General features: G+C 71.4%; 12 protein-coding genes. 2 read left to right on the top strand and 10 right to left on the bottom strand.

What is annotated here, in order from left to right; translation table 11 throughout:
• Positions 1 to 2: 2 nt before the first annotated feature.
• The 3 genes from ACFYW3_RS00420 to ACFYW3_RS00410 form a co-directional block, all read right to left on the bottom strand.
• On the bottom strand, positions 3 to 1,595 hold the full coding sequence (locus ACFYW3_RS00420; protein ID WP_351750726.1) for a cation acetate symporter: 1,593 nt from the start codon (positions 1,593 to 1,595) through the stop codon (positions 3 to 5).
• Positions 1,592 to 2,083 (bottom strand): DUF485 domain-containing protein, encoded by a 492-nt coding sequence (locus tag ACFYW3_RS00415; protein WP_351750724.1) that lies wholly within the window; start codon positions 2,081 to 2,083, stop codon positions 1,592 to 1,594. The genes ACFYW3_RS00420 and ACFYW3_RS00415 overlap by 4 nt, the downstream gene beginning before the upstream one ends.
• A 158-nt stretch (positions 2,084 to 2,241) precedes the next feature.
• Complete coding sequence (locus ACFYW3_RS00410; RefSeq protein WP_351750723.1) at positions 2,242 to 4,362, bottom strand: DNA topoisomerase IV subunit B; 2,121 nt, start codon at positions 4,360 to 4,362, stop codon at positions 2,242 to 2,244.
• Positions 4,363 to 4,807: 445 nt separating this feature from the next.
• On the opposite strand from ACFYW3_RS00410, the gene ACFYW3_RS00405 reads away from it, so the two are divergent.
• Positions 4,808 to 5,044 carry a hypothetical protein gene (locus ACFYW3_RS00405; protein ID WP_030239625.1) on the top strand — a complete coding sequence of 79 codons (237 nt, stop codon included), beginning with the start codon at positions 4,808 to 4,810 and terminating at the stop codon, positions 5,042 to 5,044.
• A 199-nt stretch (positions 5,045 to 5,243) separates the two neighbouring features.
• Here ACFYW3_RS00405 and ACFYW3_RS00400 read toward each other — a convergent pair whose 3' ends face one another.
• The 7 genes from ACFYW3_RS00400 to ACFYW3_RS00370 all read right to left on the bottom strand — a co-directional run bounded on the left by ACFYW3_RS00400 (position 5,244) and on the right by ACFYW3_RS00370 (position 15,620).
• Positions 5,244 to 6,110: a serine protease gene (locus ACFYW3_RS00400; protein ID WP_389385101.1), complete on the bottom strand. Its 867-nt coding sequence runs from the start codon at positions 6,108 to 6,110 to the stop codon at positions 5,244 to 5,246.
• A 106-nt stretch (positions 6,111 to 6,216) separates the two neighbouring features.
• Positions 6,217 to 7,791 (bottom strand): RNA polymerase sigma factor, encoded by a 1,575-nt coding sequence (locus ACFYW3_RS00395; RefSeq protein ID WP_389385100.1) that lies wholly within the window; start codon positions 7,789 to 7,791, stop codon positions 6,217 to 6,219.
• 364 nt (positions 7,792 to 8,155) lie between these two features.
• On the bottom strand, positions 8,156 to 9,097 hold the full coding sequence (locus ACFYW3_RS00390) for an FCD domain-containing protein (RefSeq protein WP_323178907.1): 942 nt from the start codon (positions 9,095 to 9,097) through the stop codon (positions 8,156 to 8,158).
• A gap of 150 nt (positions 9,098 to 9,247) precedes the next feature.
• Positions 9,248 to 11,197 carry an ATP-binding cassette domain-containing protein gene (locus ACFYW3_RS00385; RefSeq protein WP_389385099.1) on the bottom strand — a complete coding sequence of 650 codons (1,950 nt, stop codon included), beginning with the start codon at positions 11,195 to 11,197 and terminating at the stop codon, positions 9,248 to 9,250.
• A gap of 185 nt (positions 11,198 to 11,382) precedes the next feature.
• The gene (locus ACFYW3_RS00380) at positions 11,383 to 12,129 is read right to left on the bottom strand and encodes an NUDIX domain-containing protein (RefSeq protein WP_351750716.1); all 747 of its coding nucleotides are present in this window, start codon (positions 12,127 to 12,129) and stop codon (positions 11,383 to 11,385) included.
• 69 nt (positions 12,130 to 12,198) lie between these two features.
• The gene (locus ACFYW3_RS00375) at positions 12,199 to 14,166 is read right to left on the bottom strand and encodes a glycogen debranching N-terminal domain-containing protein (protein WP_389385098.1); all 1,968 of its coding nucleotides are present in this window, start codon (positions 14,164 to 14,166) and stop codon (positions 12,199 to 12,201) included.
• Between the two features lie 188 nt (positions 14,167 to 14,354).
• Positions 14,355 to 15,620, bottom strand: coding sequence for a DUF4192 domain-containing protein (locus ACFYW3_RS00370; RefSeq protein WP_351750713.1), 1,266 nt, complete (start codon positions 15,618 to 15,620; stop codon positions 14,355 to 14,357).
• Between the two features lie 142 nt (positions 15,621 to 15,762).
• Between ACFYW3_RS00370 and ACFYW3_RS00365 the strand changes: the two genes are divergently transcribed.
• A complete protein-coding gene (locus ACFYW3_RS00365) occupies positions 15,763 to 17,922 on the top strand; it encodes a RecQ family ATP-dependent DNA helicase (RefSeq protein WP_351750711.1) in 2,160 nt (719 codons plus the stop codon).
• Positions 17,923 to 18,001 lie beyond the last annotated feature (79 nt).

Genomic DNA, 18,001 nt, shown 5'->3' with positions numbered 1-18,001 from the left:
GGTCACACCGCCCCGGCGCCCGTCAGCGACCGCACCTCCGTCTCCGCGTGCCTGCGGACGTCCGGCTCCTCCGTCGACGTGACCGTGCCGAGCCATCCCGCCAGGAAGCCCAGCGGGATCGACACGATCCCCGGGTTCTGCAACGGGAAGTACTGGAAGTCCACTCCCGGGAAGAGCGACTCGGGACTGCCGGACACCACGGGCGACAGCACCACCAGCAGCACCGCCGGCACCAGTCCCCCGTACACGGACCAGACGGCCCCTCGGGTGGTGAACTCCCGCCAGAACAGCGAGTACAACAGCACCGGCAGGTTCGCCGAGGCGGCCACCGCGAAGGCCAAGCCCACGAGGAAGGCCACGTTCAGGTTCTGCGCGACCAATCCGAGCGCGATCGCCGCCGCGCCGATCCCGACCGCGGCGACCCGCGCCACCGCAACCTCGCTGCGCTGCTTGGCGTGCCGACGCTTGAGCGAGGCGTACAGGTCGTGCGCCACGGAAGCCGAGGACGCCAGGGTGATTCCGGCGACCACCGCGAGGATCGTCGCGAAGGCGATGGCAGCCACGAAGGCGAACAGGACCGCGCCCCCGGTGCTCTCGGCGCCGCCTCCCAGGAACGCCGCCAACAGCGGAACCGCCGTGTTCCCCGAGGCGTTGGAGGCGCGCACCTGCTCGGGACCCAGCAGGGCGGCGGCCCCGAAACCGAGCACGATGGTCATCAGGTAGAAGCCGCCGATCAGGCCGATCGCCCAGACCACCGACCGCCGGGCCGCACGCGCCGTCGGCACCGTGTAGAAGCGCGACAGGATGTGCGGCAGCCCGGCCGTGCCCAGGACCAGGGCGAGACCGAGGCTCATGAAGTCGAAGCGGGCGGCCCAGTCTCCCCCGTACTTGAGGCCGGGGTTCAGGAACTTGGCCCCGTGGCCGCTGCGTTCGGCGGCGGTGGCCAGCAACTGGTCGAAGTTCCCGTGGAAGCGCAGCAGTACCAGGACGGTCAGCGTCACGGCGCCGCCCATGAGCAGCACGGCCTTCACGATCTGGATCCAGGTGGTGGCCCGCATCCCCCCGAAGGACACGTAGACCACCATCAACGCGCCGACGCCGACCACGGTCAACGTCCGTGCGCCGGCGCTCGAATCGCCGAGCAGCAGGCCCACCAGGCTGCCCGCGCCGACCATTTGCGCCACGAGGTACAGCACGGACACCACCACCGAGGAAGCCCCGGCCGCGATCCGGACGGGCCGCTCGCTCATCCGGGCGGCGACCACGTCGGCGAGGGTGAACCGGCCGCAGTTGCGGACCAGTTCGGCGACCAGGAAGAGCACGACCAGCCACGCCACGAGGAAGCCGACCGAGTACAGCAGGCCGTCGTAGCCGAAGAGGGCGATCAGGCCGGAGATGCCGAGGAAGGAGGCCGCGGACATGTAGTCGCCGGCGATGGCGAAACCGTTCTCCATCGGGGAGAACAATCGCCCACCCGCGTAGAACTCTTCGGCCGAACCGTGTCGGTTGCGACTGACCCAGGTGGTGATGCCCAGCGTGACCGCGATGAAGACGCTGAACAGGATCAGCGCGAGGGTCTGGTGTTCGGTGGTCACCGGCCCGCCTCCCAGGTCCGGATGCGCTGCTGGTCCCGCTCCTGCTCGAAGACGGTCCAGCGCAGGTCGAGCGCGGCCCGGTCGCGGCGGAGCCGTGCGTGCCGCGCGTACGCCCAGGTGAGGAGGAACGTGCTCAGGAACTGACCCAGCCCCGCCAGCAGGGCCACGTTGATCGATCCCATCACCGGCCGGGCCATGATCCCCGGCGCCGCGGTCGCCGCGACCACGTAGGCGACGTACCAGAGGAAGAAGCCGGCGGTCGCGGGCACGACGAACCTCCGGTAGCGGCTGCGTACCTCCTGGAAGGCGGCGCTTCGCTGCACTTCCAGGTAGATGTCCGAGGCCCCGGTTGCGGGCCGGTCGCCGGCGATCGGGCGCGAAGTGACCGTTTCCGCTTCCTCGCCCTCCCCCCAGCCGACCGCCAACGCGTCGTACCAGGGGTCGTCGAGCCGGATCGTTCCGGCATCACGACCATCGTGCTTCTCCACCGAACTCTCCTTGTCCGCCGCCGCATTGGCCGCGTGGTGACAAGGATGGGTGGAATCGATGTTTTCCGGACTGATGTACCGGTGCTCTTCACTCCATCAGGTGATGAAGTGAAGAGCATTGGTGTGTAAGGGCGTTCAGCGAGTGGACGCCGGCAGGATCAGGCGTCGATGCGCGAGCGGTCCAGGGTCGCCGCCGAGCTGGTGATGAACTCCTTGCGCGGGGCCACCTCGTTGCCCATGAGCAGATCGAAGACCGACTCGGCCGAGTCGAGGTCCCCGATGTTGATCCGGCGCAGGGTGCGGAAGCGGGGGTCCATGGTGGTCTCCGCGAGCTGGTCGGCGTCCATCTCGCCGAGGCCCTTGTAGCGCTGGATGGAGTCCTTGTAGCGGATGTTCTTGCGCTGGTACTCCAGCAGCGTCTGGCGCAGCTCGTTGTCGGAGTAGGTGTAGACGTACTTGTCCTGGCCCTTCTTCGGCTGGACGAGCTCGATCCGGTGCAGTGGCGGCACGGCCGCGAAGACCCGGCCCGCCTCGACCATCGGGCGCATGTACCGCTGGAAGAGGGTGAGCAGCAGACAGCGGATGTGCGCGCCGTCCACATCGGCGTCGACGAGCAGGACGATCTTGCCGTAGCGGGCCGCGTCGATGTCGAAGGTGCGGCCCGAACCGGCTCCTATGACCTGGATGATCGCGCCGCACTCGGCGTTCTTGAGCATGTCCGAGACGGAGGACTTCTGGACGTTGAGGATCTTGCCCCGGATCGGCAGCAGCGCCTGGAATTCGGAGTTCCGGGCGAGTTTGGCGGTGCCGAGCGCCGAGTCGCCCTCGACGATGAAGAGCTCGCTGCGGTCCACGTCGTCACTGCGGCAGTCGGCCAGCTTCGCCGGCAGCGAGGAGGACTCCAGCGCCGTCTTGCGACGCTGCGCCTCCTTGTGCTGGCGGGCGGCGATGCGGGTCCGGGCGGCCGCGACGATCTTCTCCATCACGGAACGCGCCTGCTGCTTGTCGTCCCGCTTGGTGGAGGTCAGGAACGCCTTGAGCTCCTTGGCGACCACGGCGGCGACGATCCGGGTGGCCGCGGAGGTGCCGAGCACCTCCTTGGTCTGGCCCTCGAACTGCGGCTCGGCGAGGCGGACGGTGACGACGGCCGTCATGCCCTCCATCGCGTCGTCCTTGACCACGTCGTCCTCGGCCACGCGCAGCAGCTTCGCCGAGCGCAGCACCTCGTTCACCGTCTTGGCGACCGAGCGTTCGAAGCCGGACACGTGGGTGCCGCCCTTGGGGGTGGCGATGATGTTCACGAACGACTTGACGTTGGTCTCGTAGCCCGTGCCCCAGCGCAGGGCGATGTCCACGCCCAGTTCGCGGGTGACCTCGGTGGGGGTCATGTGGCCGCGGTCGTCCAGGACCGGCACGGTCTCCTTGAAGGTGCCCGTGCCGGTCAGGCGCAGCACGTCGCAGACGCCCTTGTCCTGGGCCAGGTACTCGCAGAACTCGCTGATGCCCCCGTCGAAGCGGAAGGTCTCCTCGGTCTTGCCCGCGCCGTCGATGCCGCGCTCGTCGCGGACGACGAGGGTCAGGCCGGGCACGAGGAAGGCGGTCTGGCGGGCACGCTGGTAGAGCGTCTCCAGGTTGAGCTTGGCGTCCTTGAGGAAGATCTGGCGGTCGGCCCAGTAGCGGACCCGGGTGCCGGTCTTCCCCTTGGCGACCCGCTTGACCTTGCGCAGGCCGTTGGCGGGGTCGAAGGGGCTGTCGGGCCCCTGCTCCGTGAACATCCCGGGGACGCCGCGGCGGAAGCTGATGCCGTGCGTCGAGCTGTTGCGGTCGACCTCGACGTCGAGGCGGGCCGAGAGGGCGTTGACCACGGAGGCGCCGACGCCGTGCAGACCGCCGGAGGCCGCGTACGACCCGCCGCCGAACTTGCCGCCGGCGTGCAGCTTGGTCATGACGACCTCGATGCCGGACAGGCCCGTCTTGGGCTCGACGTCCACGGGGATGCCGCGGCCGTTGTCCCGAACCTCGACGGACGAGTCCTCGTGGAGGATCACCTCGATGTGGTCGCAGTACCCGCCCAGGGCCTCATCGACGGAATTGTCGATGATCTCCCAGAGGCAGTGCATCAGTCCACGACTGTCGGTGGACCCGATATACATGCCGGGGCGCTTGCGGACGGCCTCGAGGCCCTCGAGGACGAGCAGGTGCCGCGCGGTGTAGTTGGAGCCGTCCCGGTCTGCTCCGGACAGCAGCGCGCTGGAAGGCACGGACGTGTCGGCGGTCACGCAGTTCGCTCCTCGCTGAATTTCTTTTCTGGCCCGGTCGGGCTCAGGGGTGCATCGGTTGCCGGTCAGAGGGTACCGAGGCCTGGTAGAGCCGATGCAACGCCACCCTCGTGGCTTCCACAGCCTAGTGCAGGCCCGCACGGGTGTTCGATCCCCCGTGGGGGTGAAGCAAACATCACGTTCCCTTCCAGGCATGAACCATTTAGTGTTCGGGCACGTCCTCATCAACAACCGGCACTCACGCCGGGGGGACTGAACTGCTACAAGCGAACGACTGACAACGCGAAACCGTAAAGCAACGCAATACGGCTCCTTCGCCGCCAACCGGCAACAGCCGGCCAGCTTCGGAAGGAAGTTTCGAAAGAAAGCCGCGAGCGGGAACGTTTTCGGCCTGGTTGGATGTTGACCCTGGTACGACAGCTCGTCGAGCTAGAGAAGAGGCGACGTGACTACTGTTCTGACACCCGCGACCCCGCTGACGGCCGCTGACCGATGCGACCGTTGCGGCGCCCAGGCATATCTGCGCGTCGTCCTGCTGAGCGGCGGTGAACTGCTCTTCTGCGCCCACCACGGGCGTAAGTTCGAGCCGGAACTCAAGAAGATCGCCGCGGAAATACAGGATGAGACCGAGCGGCTCACGTCCGCTCCGGCTGCGAATGCCGCCGACACCGAGGACCGCTGACACAGGCCTAGACCTCGCATCCGACGAGCAAGGACCGGCCAGGCCGGTCGACGGGCGACACCTCTGTGACCCAGGGGTGCCGCCCGTCCTCATGTCCGCCCCACGTTCAAGTTCATCCTCGGCCGCCCTGGCGATCCGGCGACCGACCCCCTACCCCCATGCCGGGCCTCACGGGGCCCGAGGAGCCCCTGGGGGCTCCCTACGGGGCCTCCCGCCCCCCGACCGGCCGCGTGCCCCTCTCGGGGCCGCTCACGAAGCCGACCAGCGGGGAGATCCGGGTGTACACGCCCGGGCTGTCGGCCCGGCCGCAGCCTCGCCCCCAGGACACGACCCCGATGAGCCGCCCCCGCGCCACGAGCGGTCCACCGCTGTCCCCCTGGCAGGCGTCCTTGCCGCCGCCCCTGTCCCCCGCGCACACCATGGAGCCGGCCCGGTACTGCCCGTCCGCGTCCCCCGGGTACGCGTCCTCGCAGACCCGGTCCGCGAGGATCTCCACGCGCGCCGCCCGCAGGCCGTACGCGTAGTCGCCGAAACCGCTGGTGTCCCCCCAGCCGTACACCGACGCCTCGGTGCCGGCCTCGTAGGCGGGATGACCCTTCTCCGCCATGGGGAGCACCTGGGCCGCCGGCACCGCCTCCGCGAGCTCCAGGACGGCGAGGTCGCCGGCGTTGGTCGCGGAGTCGTACGCCGGGTTCACCCGCGCCGCGCGCACCGCGATCTCCCGACCGTCCGTCGCACGGAGCTCCGTACGGCCCGCGATCACACGGAGGTCCGGCACGGATTCGACCGGGCCACCCAACACCTGGCGACCCAGGCAGTGGGCCGCCGTCACCACGGTCGTCGGGGCGACGATCACGCCCCCACAGAACTGACCGCCCCGGGTACCCCCGAACCGGTCACGGCTGGCCAGGGCCACGACCCAGGGGCTGTCCGCCACCTTCACCGGCTGCCCGCCGATCACCACGCTGTCCGCGGCCGCCTGCGGCATCCGGGCCAGCGGCGCCGCGGCCGCTCCCGCCACCAGGGTCAGCGCGCCCGCCAGGGCACGGGCAAAGGGACGACGCATGAGGCCTCCTGACTCCGAGTGTTCATGACTCCACCCAGAGTGGGATGCCCGGTGGTCGTGCGCACCCGCGCGGCCACCGGGCGTACGCCCCTCGGCGTCGGTCCCCTCAGTCGAGGTAGTCGCGCAGCACCTGCGAACGCGACGGGTGACGCAGCTTCGACATCGTCTTCGACTCGATCTGGCGGATGCGCTCGCGGGTGACCCCGTAGACCTTGCCGATCTCGTCGAGGGTCTTGGGCTGCCCGTCCGTCAGGCCGAAGCGCATCGAGACCACGCCCGCCTCGCGCTCGCTCAGGGTGTCGAGCACCGAGTGCAGCTGTTCCTGCAGGAGCGTGAAGCTCACCGCGTCGGCCGGGACGACGGCCTCGGAGTCCTCGATGAGGTCACCGAACTCGCTGTCACCGTCCTCGCCGAGCGGGGTGTGCAGGGAGATCGGCTCGCGGCCGTACTTCTGGACCTCGATGACCTTCTCGGGGGTCATGTCGAGTTCCTTGGCCAGCTCCTCCGGGGTGGGCTCGCGCCCCAGGTCCTGGAGCATCTGCCGCTGGACACGGGCCAGCTTGTTGATCACTTCGACCATGTGCACCGGGATGCGGATGGTGCGGGCCTGGTCGGCCATGGCGCGGGTGATGGCCTGCCGGATCCACCAGGTGGCGTACGTGGAGAACTTGTAGCCCTTGGTGTAGTCGAACTTCTCGACCGCGCGGATCAGACCGAGGTTGCCTTCCTGGATCAGGTCCAGGAAGAGCATGCCGCGGCCCGTGTAGCGCTTGGCGAGGGAGACCACGAGGCGGAGGTTGGCCTCCAGCAGGTGGTTCTTGGCCCGGCGGCCGTCCTCCGCGATGATCTCCAGCTCGCGCTTGAGCTTGGGCGCCAGCTTGTCGGAGTTCGCCAGCTTGTCCTCGGCGAACAGGCCCGCCTCGATGCGCTTGGCGAGCTCGACCTCCTGTTCGGCGTTGAGGAGCGGGACCTTGCCGATCTGCTTGAGGTAGTCCTTGACCGGGTCCGCGGTGGCCCCCGCCACGGCGACCTGCTGGGCCGGTGCGTCGTCCTCGTCGTCCGAGATGACGAAGCCCTTGCTCTCGCCGCCGTCCTCCTCCTCGGATTCGGACTCGGCCTTGACCGCGCCGGGGGCTTCCTCGGTCGACTCCTCGTCGGCCTCGTCGGAGCCCTTCTTGGCCGCGGTCTTCTTCGCGGCCGTCTTCTTCGCGGCGGTCTTCTTGGCAGGGGCGGCCTTCTTGGCCGCCGTCTTCTTCGCCGCGGTCTTCTTGGCGGCGGACTCGGTCCCGGGCTCCTCCGCGAGGGCGTCCACGGTGTCCGGTTCGGCCGGCACCGCCTCAGGGGCGGCGTCGGTGACGGTCCGGGCGACGGTCGTCTTGGTAGCGACGGTCTTGGTGGCCGTCCGCTTCGCCGGGCTCTTCGCTGCGACGCTCTTTCGGGTGGTGCGCTTGGGCGACTCCGCGGCACTGACCATCAGCGTCACACCCTCTTCCTCGAGGATCTGGTTGAGGCTGCGCAGAACATTCTTCCACTGGGTCGCAGGAATCTGGTCAGCCTCGAAGGCCCGACGCACGTCATCGCCGGCGATCTGCCCCTCGGCCTTGCCCCGCTCGATGAGCGCCATCACAGACTCGGAATCGGCGATCTCCGGCGGGAGCGTACGGGATGTGCTGGCCGACACGAACAACCTCTCGGAACGATGGGAACGGCTTCCGACCCCGGGCCTGGTGGTGCTGGACCGGAGCCGACGACCACCGACTGGGGATGGGCCGGGGGCGCGGGCAGGGGCCGGGGAGCTGTACAGCACCCGCAGGGGCTGCTGTCTTCCCTCCGTCGGCCATCACCACCTAAGTCATCGCGTGACGTCGCGGAGCGTTACGCCCAATCTTCGTGGCCCGAGTCACACCACTTTTCCGCCAATGCCGCACATACATCCATACACGCTGATCCAAGGGCTTCGAACACCCCCGCACACGGCTGTCGCCGGGCCCGAACCGGACCCGGCGACATGTGGTGCACCCCCGCTCCCGTGCGCGTCGAGCCCGTCAGTGCTCGCGCGGGGCCGGAACCACACGCTCGACCTCCGGATGCACCGTCAGGAGCTGACGCATGGCGTTCTCGGCGCCCAGGGCATCGCCGGCGGCGAGGGCCTCGACCATCCGCGCGTGGTGCGCGACGCAGGTTTCGCTGGGGCGGTCGCACGCGGTGACGGGGCTGCCGGAGACCTGGAGGGCGGAGGAGACGATGCCCGACAGGTGCTCCAGCATGCGGTTGCCCGCGACCTGGATCAGCAGCGCGTGGAACTCGTTGTCGGCGCGCGCGAAGGTGATCGAGTCACCCTGCCCGAGGGCGTGACCCATGATCTCGACCATGTCGGCGAGGCGCTGCTGGATGTCGGGGCGACCGTGTCCGGCGGCGAGCCGGGCGGCCAGCGGTTCGATGGTCCAGCGGAGCTCGTTGAGCTCGCGGCGCTGGTCGTCGCGCTGGGGACCGAAGGCCCGCCATTCGATGATGTCGGGGTCGAGCAGGTTCCAGTCGGCGACCGGACGGACCCGGGTGCCGACATTGGGTCGGGCGCTGACGAGGCCCTTGGCCTCCAGAACGCGCAGGGATTCGCGGACGACCGTGCGGGAGACCTCGAAGCGCTGCCCGATCTCCTCGGGGACCAGCGGGCGGTCCGCGCCGAGGTCGCCGGAAACGATCATCTGGCCGAGCTGCTGGACGAGTTGGCCGTGCAGTCCGCGGCCGCGGCTTCCGGTGGCGCGACGGCCCACGCGGCTCAACTCGATGTCGGCGCCGTCCCAGTGAGGCGGTCCGACCCGGTCGGCCCCCTGGGTCTCCGCGTAGGGGTAGCGGTCGAGGTCGCCCGAGCCGGCGAGGCCGGAGTCGGCGTGGCGGGCGGCGGTCATCATGGTGTGCGCAAGGGTACTCACGAATCCTTTGTCGGTCGTGCTCCCGTCACCCTTGAGGTCTTTGGTGAAAAGCACACGAAAGGGTGATCGGTGCCACCCACGCAATTGACGACTTATCGTAAAGAACCGGGCCTTTTGCGGGGAGTTGCGATCCTCTCGGGTTGGCGTGGACCAGATCGGTCACTTTGATGATCGACTCGATCCGAAACGATCACTCACGGTCGTTCACCAGCGGACTCGGCTGCGCAGTCCTGTGAACCCATAGGCGCACAACAGGACCATCAACGACAACACCAGTGCCGTGCCGACGGGTTGGGCCATCACCCGCAAGACGCCCAGCACCAGGCGATCGACCTCCGGTGGCCACTGGGCCCAGGACAACTCGCGCAGCCGGGAGGCGAGCCCGTCCGTCGGGTGGGCGGACGGCCCGTGCAGCGACTTGCGCACCAGCGGTACGACCATCACCGGCACGACGAGCACCGCCGCCAGGCCGGCCGCCGCGGATCGGAAGACACCGGAGGCCAACACCCCGGCCCAGGCGCATCCGATGAGCAGTCCGGCCCAACTCGCCGCCGGTGCGACCCACTCCGCCGGCCGGTCGAGCGGGCCGGAGTCGAAGACCAGCCTGAGGGCCGCGGCGTCCGCGGTGACGGCCAGGCCCCCGAGCGACAGGGCGAGTGCGGCGCAGACTCCGAGCTTGGCGGCGAGCAGGCCCACGCGGCGCGGAACCGTGCCGCGGTCCGCCGACAGGGAGGGATAGCGGTACTCCTCGCCGAAGGCCAGGGCGCCGAGCAGCCCGGCGCCGAGTGCGGCGGGCGGCAGCGGCAACGACAGCGGCCAGGCGGCGAGCAGCCGGTTCTGCGGAGTGTGTCCCATGCGGGCGAGGACGAGCGTGATCGCGACGGAGACGACGACGACCACGGCCGAGGTCAGCAGCGGGGTCGCCGTGCCGAAGGTTCGCAGCAGTTCGTAGCGCAGGGGCCGCAACGGGCCGCTGACCCGACGCACCGCCCGAGCCGATCGTCCGGAGCCGATCCGCGGGGACCGACCCGGCTCAGCCCTGCCCCCGGCGGTGGGAACCGAGGTGCCCCCCGACCCCGCTCCCGGCCCGATCTCCGACGGGCCCGAACCGGCCCCGAATCCCGGCGCCGGCCCGACCTCCGGTCCGGGTTCGACCCCGGGGCCGGTGGTGGAGCCCGATTCGGCCGTGGCGCCCGCCTCGGCGTGGGCGGCCGCCACGGTCGAGGCGTGGGCGGCCGTACGAGCCTCCGAGCGAGCCTGCGGAACGGGCGGGACCGGCGTTCCGGTGTCTCCGGTCTCGTCCGCGAGTTGGTGGACCAGCACCCCGTGTCGGAAGGCCGCCTCCCCCACCTCCGCGCAGTTGCTGCCGTAGACCGACAGGCGGCTGCCGCTCTCCGCGACGATCTCCACCGCGCGCCGGGCCGCCCGGGCCTCCCGGCCCAGGACGTCCGCGAGTCGGGCCGCGTGCGGGGTGCGCACGGCGACGCGGGGACGCAGTCGGGTTCGCGCGAATTCCGCCGCGTCCTGGTCCGCGACCAGCCGGCCGGCCTTGATGGAGACGACCCGGTCGGCGTTGCGGGCGGCTTCCTTCGCATCGTCGGTGGTGAAGAGGACCGCGCCGCCGAGGGCGGCGTGCCGGCGCAACAGCTCGTACATCCAACCGCGTTCACGTGGCGAGAGCCCGGCGGCGGGCTCGTCCAGGAGCAGGGTGCAGGGGTCCGCCAGCAGCGCCGCGGCGAGTGCGACGCGACGCTCCATTCCGAGCGAGAGCGAGCCGAGCCGTTGGTCGCGCAGGCCGCCGATGCCGACGACCTCCAGCATGGCGTCGGCTCGCGACGCCGGGACCCCGTAGGCGGCGCACAACATCCGCAGCTGGTTGAGCACCGTTCGCGCCGGATTACCGGGGACGTCGCCGAGCAGCACGCCGACCTCACGGCCGGGATGCCCGATCCGGTGCAACGGACGGCCCCGGAAGTAGGTGATGCCGCGGCCCGGTTCGAGTTCGAGCATGAGCCGTAGCGCGGTGGTCTTGCCCGAGCCCGGATCGCCGAGCAGGGCGGTCACGCACCCGGGGCGGGCCTCGAAGGTGAGGTCGTCCACCAGGGGCGGGAGTTCTCGACGCGGTGTACTGGTGAGTCCGATGGCCTGGAGCATCGCTTCTCTCGCGGGGTGTGAGACCGCTCTGCGGCAGCATGATTACCGCAAGCAAGATAACGCGATATGTCCGATTTTCAACGCATGAGGATCTCAGGCGCGTCGGTGTCGGCGGCCTGGCCGGCGACAACGCCCCCACCCGGGCCCCGGCCCGGGTGGGGGCCGCTCGCCGGGGCCGTGGGACGTCAGACCTCCGGGCGCAGCATCGGCGGGTTGAGCAGGGTCGCTCCGCCCGCTCGGAACAGTTGGGCGGGCCGGCCTCCCTGACGGGTCGTGGTTCCTCCGGCCGGCACCAGGAACCCGGGGGTCCCGGTGACCTTGCGGTGGAAGTTGCGCGGGTCGAGCGCCACGCCCCACACGGCCTCGTACACCCTTCGCAGCTCGCCCACGGTGAACTCGGGAGGGCAGAAGGCGGTGGCCAGGGAGGAGTATTCGATCTTGGATCTCGCCCGCTCGACTCCGTCGGCGAGGATGCGCTCGTGGTCGAAGGCGAGTCCGGCGGGAGCCTCCCCGCCCGCGGCGAGGAGTTCGTCGACGGGGGCCCAACGGGCGCTGTTCGCGTCGCCGCCCGCGCGAGGCGCGGGGAGATCCGGAGCCAGCACCAGGTGAGCCACGCTGACCACCCGCATCCGGGGATCGCGCTTGGGGTCTCCGTACGTGGCGAGCTGTTCGAGGTGTGCCCCGTTGCCCACGTCCGGCACGGCCGGGTCGTGTGCGCAGAGGCCGGTTTCCTCGGCGAGTTCCCTGGCGGCCGCGCCGGCGAGGTCCTCGTCATCACGTACGAAGCCTCCGGGCAGCGCCCAGCGTCCTTGGAACGGCGGCTCACCCCGTCGGACGACCAGCGCGCAGAGCGCGTGACGCTGCACGGTGAGCACGACCAGGTCGACGGTGACGGCAAAGGGCGGGAAGGCCGACGGGTCGTAGGGCGACATGCCGCGATCATAGTCGTCTGCCTGACGATAAACAGAGCTTTGGTGATCCCGCCGGCAGTGATCCGAAACTCAGCCTCCCAGTTGGAGCGCATCGGCGGCCTCCTCCACCATCCCGAGACCGAGGCGACTGACCCGGACGCCGAACGGTCGCTCGGACACCCGCAGCCCCGAGAGCCTCAGGGAGCCCAGCGGGGCGCCGGGGAGCGGGTGCAGGGCGACCGTGCCGGCGGGGGCGTTCGGGAGGATCCCGGCGAGGGCGACCAGGGCGTGGACGCCGCCGGCGGCGGCCACCGCGGCCGGCCGGCAGGCCGCGGGGTGCGGGAGCGGTGCGCTGCCCGTGGTGCGCTGCCCGGCGGCGTACATCTCCGGCAACCTGTACCCGAAGGTCTCGGCCGCGTCGAGGAGTCCCCGCAGCAGGCCGGCGGCCTCCTTCGCGAAGCCCGCCCGGGCCAGGCCGGAGAGCGCGATGACGCTCTCGTGGACCCGTACCGCCCCCGAGCGGTGCCCGAACGGATTGTGGTCGGGCTCCCGGCTCGACATGCTCCTCAGCCCCCACCCCGAGTCCATGGCGGGTGCTCCGAGCAGCCGGGCCAGTTGCTCGGTGCGTGTCCGGTCCAGCAGGCCCGGGGCCGTCCGGCCGCCGCTCAGCAGTCCGGTGTCCAGCAGGTGCGCGGCGGCGCCCGTCAGCCGGAGCAGGGGGCGGCCGTCGGGATGCAGGGCCGCCGCGGGACGTCCGCCGTCCGGGCCGTCGATCCAGAACTCCGCCCGGAACCGCTCCCGCAGGCGGGCCGCCCGATCCCGCCATTCCTCGGCGCCGGGCCGTCCGCACCCGTCGAGGAGGTCGGCGCCGAGGAGCGCGGCCCGGTGCACGTGGGCCTGGGTCTCGCAGCGTCGTGGCCCCGGGTCGGGGTCGGCCAGGAACCCGTCCTCCCCCAGCGCTCCGCGGAGCCATCCCAGGCAGCGTTCCGCCGCGGGCAGCAGCCGGGCCATCTCCTCCTCGGGCAGACCCCAGAGCCGAGCCTCGGCGAGGACCACGGGGAAGGCGAGCGTGGCCTCGGTCCCGGTACATCCGGGCGGTAGCTGTGGTCCGGCCCCGCGCAGTGGTCCCGGGATCATCCCGGCTCCGGGCCCGCGCCCCTCGGCCTGGGCGCGGGCGAGGACGCGCAGGGTGGCCGCGGCGAGCCCGGTGCCGAGCGGCAACGCCATCCGGGCGGCCCACAGCGACTCCGCCTGGGCCAGGCCGAGCCGCCAGGGCGCTCCCGCCGCCGCGAACGCGTCGCCCGGCTGCTCGGGATCCCTCAGCAGCAGCGCACCGAGGTCTTCCACGCTTGTCCGGAACCATGCCTCGACCCTCGGGTCGTCCCCCTCGGCCCGGGCGTCGGCCAAGGGGTTCGCCACCTGGCCGGCCGACGCCCGCGTGGTGCGGTCCCGGCCGGTCCGCAGCTCGATGGTGCGGGCCTCGCCGGGGCCAAGTTCGAGTTGCCAGCGCAGCAGCCCGGTCGAGGCGAGCGCGTCGTCGGGGGCGGGGTCGGCGGTGACGACTGCCTGGATGCCGCCCGTGCTCCAGCGCAGGCCGGCCGCGTGCACGGCGGCGGGGAGCTCGGGCCCGGCGCGGCCCGCGGCGATCGCTGCCAGTTCGGCCAGGTCGGTACCGAGCGCCAGTTCCACGGGGACGCGCACGGAACGGGTGGCGTAGCTGCGCAGGGTGATCCGTTCGGTGCCGTCGGCGTGCCGGACGCGTTCGACGCCGATGTCGGGGTCGGGGCCCGCCTCGGCTCCGGTGCGGACCGTTGCGGTGAATGCGGCCCGGTCGGCGCCGAGGCTGCGCCCCTGCACGGCTACCGGGTCCCGGCCGCCGACGCGCAGCACGCAGCGGGAGAGGAGCCGCAATCCTGCGCGGTAGACGCCTTCGATTCCCCGCCCGGTCAGTTGGCCGTGCTCGGGCGAGATGGCCAGGCACGGCGCGGCGAGACAGATGACGGCTCCGTGCACGGGCGGCAGCTCGGGCCTGCGGGCGGGTGGTACGGGGTGGGCCATGCGTCGCCTTGTCTGCGCTCCGGTCGGTTTCGCTGGGCGGCGGCGCGGCCGGGCCCCCACCACCCCACAGCTGAACGTCCTCACCCCCGCCCGGGTCACGGGCCCCGGCGGCGGCTGTCCCCGGCGGGGGTCCGGTGGGGGGCCGAGGGCGTCACGAAGTCGTCGCAGGAGAGGACCCCGAGCCCGGATCACTGTTCGCTCCTCGTGGTGCGGCGGGCGTCCCCGCGCTCGGCCTTGGTGCGCCGACCGGGCGGGCGGCCGGCGCCCACCGGTCGCTTGCGGCGGGGCTCCCTGCGTTGCCGTTCCTCGCGCAGACACTGCCGCAGGCCCTCCGGGTCGATGCCCTCGTTGCAGGCGTGGTGGAGCAGTTGGGCGAAGCGGTAGTCGGCGTCGGCGCGCAGCGCCAGGTCGAGCGCGATGCGGGCGGTCGGTTCGTCGCCGGTGGACCAGGAGACCCATCCGGCGAGGGTGAGCGGAGCCGCGGCGTGCTCCGCGTAGATCCCGACGCAGCGCCGGGCCAGGGCGCGCCACAGGCGCAGCGCGGGCCCGGCCTCCTCGCCCTCCATCCATTCGGCGGCGATGTCGCGGATCTCGCGGTCCTGCAGGCCGATGATCACGGCAGCCGCCTCGTCGTGTCCCAGCAGCGCGTCGTCCCAGGCGTCCCCACCAGGGCCTGTCTCGGCCGGTGGCGGGGGCGACGTCATGCGCCGCATGAGGGTCCGGGCCAGGGCGATGGTCTCGGCGCCGATCTCCTCCCGCGTGGCTCCGTCGAGGATCTTCGGCACCAAGGCGACGGCGGCCCGTTCCAGGGCCGCCTCCTGTTCCCTGGCCGCTGCTCCGCGCGGCGGGGTCAGCCTTCCCTCGATCTCCCTCAGGGACCCCCTGACCTGGAGCCCGGCGAAGGTGGCCGCGGCGGCCATCACGGAGGTGCCGGGCATGACCAGCGGGTTGCCCTCGGCCGGGCAGCAGCGCGCGTCGGGGCAGACGTAGGACCAGTAGCGGCCTTCGGAGAGACACAGGGCTTCCAGGACGGGCACGTCCAGCGCCCCGCAGGCAACGCGGAGCCGTTGGGCGAGGGGCCGCAACCGGGTCATCACGCGTTGTCCGCTCTCTCCGTCGCGCGGATCCTGGCAGAGGAAGACGACGATGCCGTCGGGCTTGCCGCCCCGTCGTTCGCTGCCTCGGACCAGGGTTTCGGCGACCTGTCGGGCGGTTCCCTCCCACTCCGCTGGAACGGTGGGAATCCCGACGCGCAGCCGACCGCCGAAGCGCCCGCCCTCGCCGTGAACGGCGACCATGACGAGAGAATCGGTCGGGTGGAAGCCGAGCATGTAGGGCAGCGCGTCGGCGAGTTCCGCCGGGCTGCGCAGGGTGATCTGGGATTCGGTGGGCGTTCCGGACGTGCCGATGGGCGGCTGGTCGGACGGGCTCGGTGATGCGTGGTTCTTCGTCATGCGTCGACGGTCCCGTGTGGGGGAGAATCGCGAAACCCCTGTGGATAACTCCCCGAATCAGACCTAACTGGTCCAATCTTCAATATCCACAGGTTCAGGGCGGCATTGGCGCGATGTCGGCGCCATCAGGTTGCATGGGGGCATGAACCCAGACCTGAGGTCCTCAGCCGATTCCGTACTCGCCCGCCTGGTGGGCGATCCGACGGGCACCGCTCGGCTGCGCGAGGACCAGTGGCGGGCGATCGAGGCCCTCGTCGCGCACAAGCGACGGGCGCTGGTGGTGCAACGCACGGGGTGGGGCAAGTCGGCGGTGTACTTCGTCGCCACTTCCCTCCTGCGGGCGAGCGGCGCCGGCCCCACCGTGATCGTCTCGCCGCTGCTCGCGCTGATGCGCAATCAGGTCGAGGCCGCCGCCCGGGCCGGAATTCGCGCCCGCACGATCAACTCGGCCAACCCGGAGGAATGGGAGGGCATCCAGGCCGAGGTCGCCGCCGGCGAGGTCGATGTCCTGCTGGTGAGCCCCGAGCGACTCAACAACCCGGACTTCCGCGACCAGGTCCTCCCCAAGCTCTCGGCCGCCACGGGCCTGCTCGTGGTCGACGAGGCCCACTGCATCTCCGACTGGGGCCACGACTTCCGCCCCGACTACCGCAGGCTGCGGACGATGCTGGCCGATCTCCCGCCGGGGGTTCCGGTGCTGGCCACGACCGCCACCGCCAATGCCCGGGTGACCGCCGACGTCGCGGAGCAACTGGGCACCGGCGCCGGCACGGACGCGCTCGTGCTGCGGGGCGCGCTGGACCGGGAGAGCCTGAGCCTCTCGGTGCTCGCCCTGCCCGACGCCGCGCACCGGCTGGCGTGGCTCGCCGACCACCTCACCGACCTGCCGGGTTCCGGGATCATCTACACCCTGACGGTGGCCGCGGCCGAGGAGGTCACCGCCTACTTGCGCCACCGCGGCCACACCGTCTCCTCGTACACCGGCAAGACCGAGAACGCCGACCGCGAGCAGGCGGAGAACGATCTCCAGGCCAACCGGGTCAAGGCGCTGGTGGCCACCTCGGCCCTGGGCATGGGCTTCGACAAACCCGACCTCGGTTTCGTGGTGCACCTGGGGTCGCCCTCCTCCCCCATCGCGTACTACCAGCAGGTGGGCCGCGCCGGCCGCGGTGTGGAGCACGCGGAGGTCCTGTTGCTGCCGGGCCGGGAGGACGAGGCCATCTGGCAGTACTTCGCCTCAGTCGCCTTCCCCCCGGAGGAGCAGGTCCGCCGCACCCTCGACGTGCTGGCCCAGGCGGGCCGCCCGCTGTCGCTGCCCGCCCTGGAACCGCTGGTCGATCTACGCCGCACCCGCCTGGAGACGATGCTCAAGGTGCTCGACGTGGACGGCGCGGTGCACCGGGTCAAGGGCGGCTGGACCTCGACGGGCGAACCGTGGGCGTACGACGCCGAGCGCTACGCGTGGGTGGCCCGTCAGCGTTCCGCCGAGCAACAGGCCATGCGCGACTACGCGGCGACCGACGGCTGCCGCATGGAGTTCTTGCGCCGCCAGCTCGACGACGAGGAGGCGACACCCTGCGGGCGCTGCGACAACTGCGCCGGGGCCCGGTTCACCGCCGAGGTCTCCGGCACGGCCCTGGACACCGCCCGAGGCGAGCTGGGGCGTCCGGGCGTGGAACTGGAGCCGCGCAAGATGTGGCCGACCGGGCTCGTGGCGGTGGGCGTGGATCTCAAGGGGCGGATCCCCGCCGGGGAGCAGTCCGCCACCGGCCGGGCCCTGGGCCGCCTCTCCGACATCGGCTGGGGCAACCGGCTCCGCCCGATGCTCGCCCCGCAGGCGCCCGACCAGCCCGTCCCGGACGACGTCGCGCAGGCGGTGGTGGCCGTCCTGGCCGACTGGGCGCGGGGGTCGGGCGGCTGGGCCTCCGGGGCCGCGGACGCCCCCGCCCGTCCGGCGGGTGTGGTCTGCCTGCCGTCGCGCTCGCGTCCCCAGTTGGTCGGCTCGCTCGCCGCGCGGATCGCGGAGATCGGACGGATGCCGTTGTTGGGCTCGCTCGCCTACACCGACCAGGCACCGGAGTTCGGCCTGCCTTCGTCCAACAGTGCCCAACGCGTCCGGGGACTCCACCAAGCCTTGACGGTGCCTCCGGCCCTCGCGGCGACGCTGGCCGAGACTCCGGGTCCGGTTCTTCTCGTGGACGACCGCGCGGAGAGCGGTTGGACGCTCGCGGTGGCTGCCAGGCTGCTGCGCCGGGCCGGTGCGAAGGGGGTGTTTCCGCTGGTACTCGCGCTTCAGCCGTAACGGATGCGTCATCTTCGGCGTGGCGGGGCAAGGATATGAGCGGCATACCGGCGAATTCCGGTCGGCGGCCCCAAATGCT

This window comes from Streptomyces sp. NPDC002602, from assembly GCF_042889445.1.
Lineage (GTDB): Bacteria > Actinomycetota > Actinomycetes > Streptomycetales > Streptomycetaceae > Streptomyces.
Note: the sequence above shows the minus strand (reverse complement) of the source record. Positions and strands in the feature narration are given on the sequence as shown.

Excerpts from the sequence above, each read along its gene's own strand:
- ACFYW3_RS00400 (WP_389385101.1), bottom strand. The coding sequence starts at position 6,110 with ATGCGTCGTCCCTTTGCCCGTGCCCTGGCGGGCGCGCTGACCCTGGTG.
- ACFYW3_RS00385 (WP_389385099.1), bottom strand. The coding sequence starts at position 11,197 with ATGCTCCAGGCCATCGGACTCACCAGTACACCGCGTCGAGAACTCCCG.
- ACFYW3_RS00380 (WP_351750716.1), bottom strand. The coding sequence starts at position 12,129 with ATGTCGCCCTACGACCCGTCGGCCTTCCCGCCCTTTGCCGTCACCGTC.
- ACFYW3_RS00375 (WP_389385098.1), bottom strand. The coding sequence starts at position 14,166 with ATGGCCCACCCCGTACCACCCGCCCGCAGGCCCGAGCTGCCGCCCGTG.
- ACFYW3_RS00370 (WP_351750713.1), bottom strand. The coding sequence starts at position 15,620 with ATGACGAAGAACCACGCATCACCGAGCCCGTCCGACCAGCCGCCCATC.
- ACFYW3_RS00365 (WP_351750711.1), top strand. The coding sequence starts at position 15,763 with ATGAACCCAGACCTGAGGTCCTCAGCCGATTCCGTACTCGCCCGCCTG.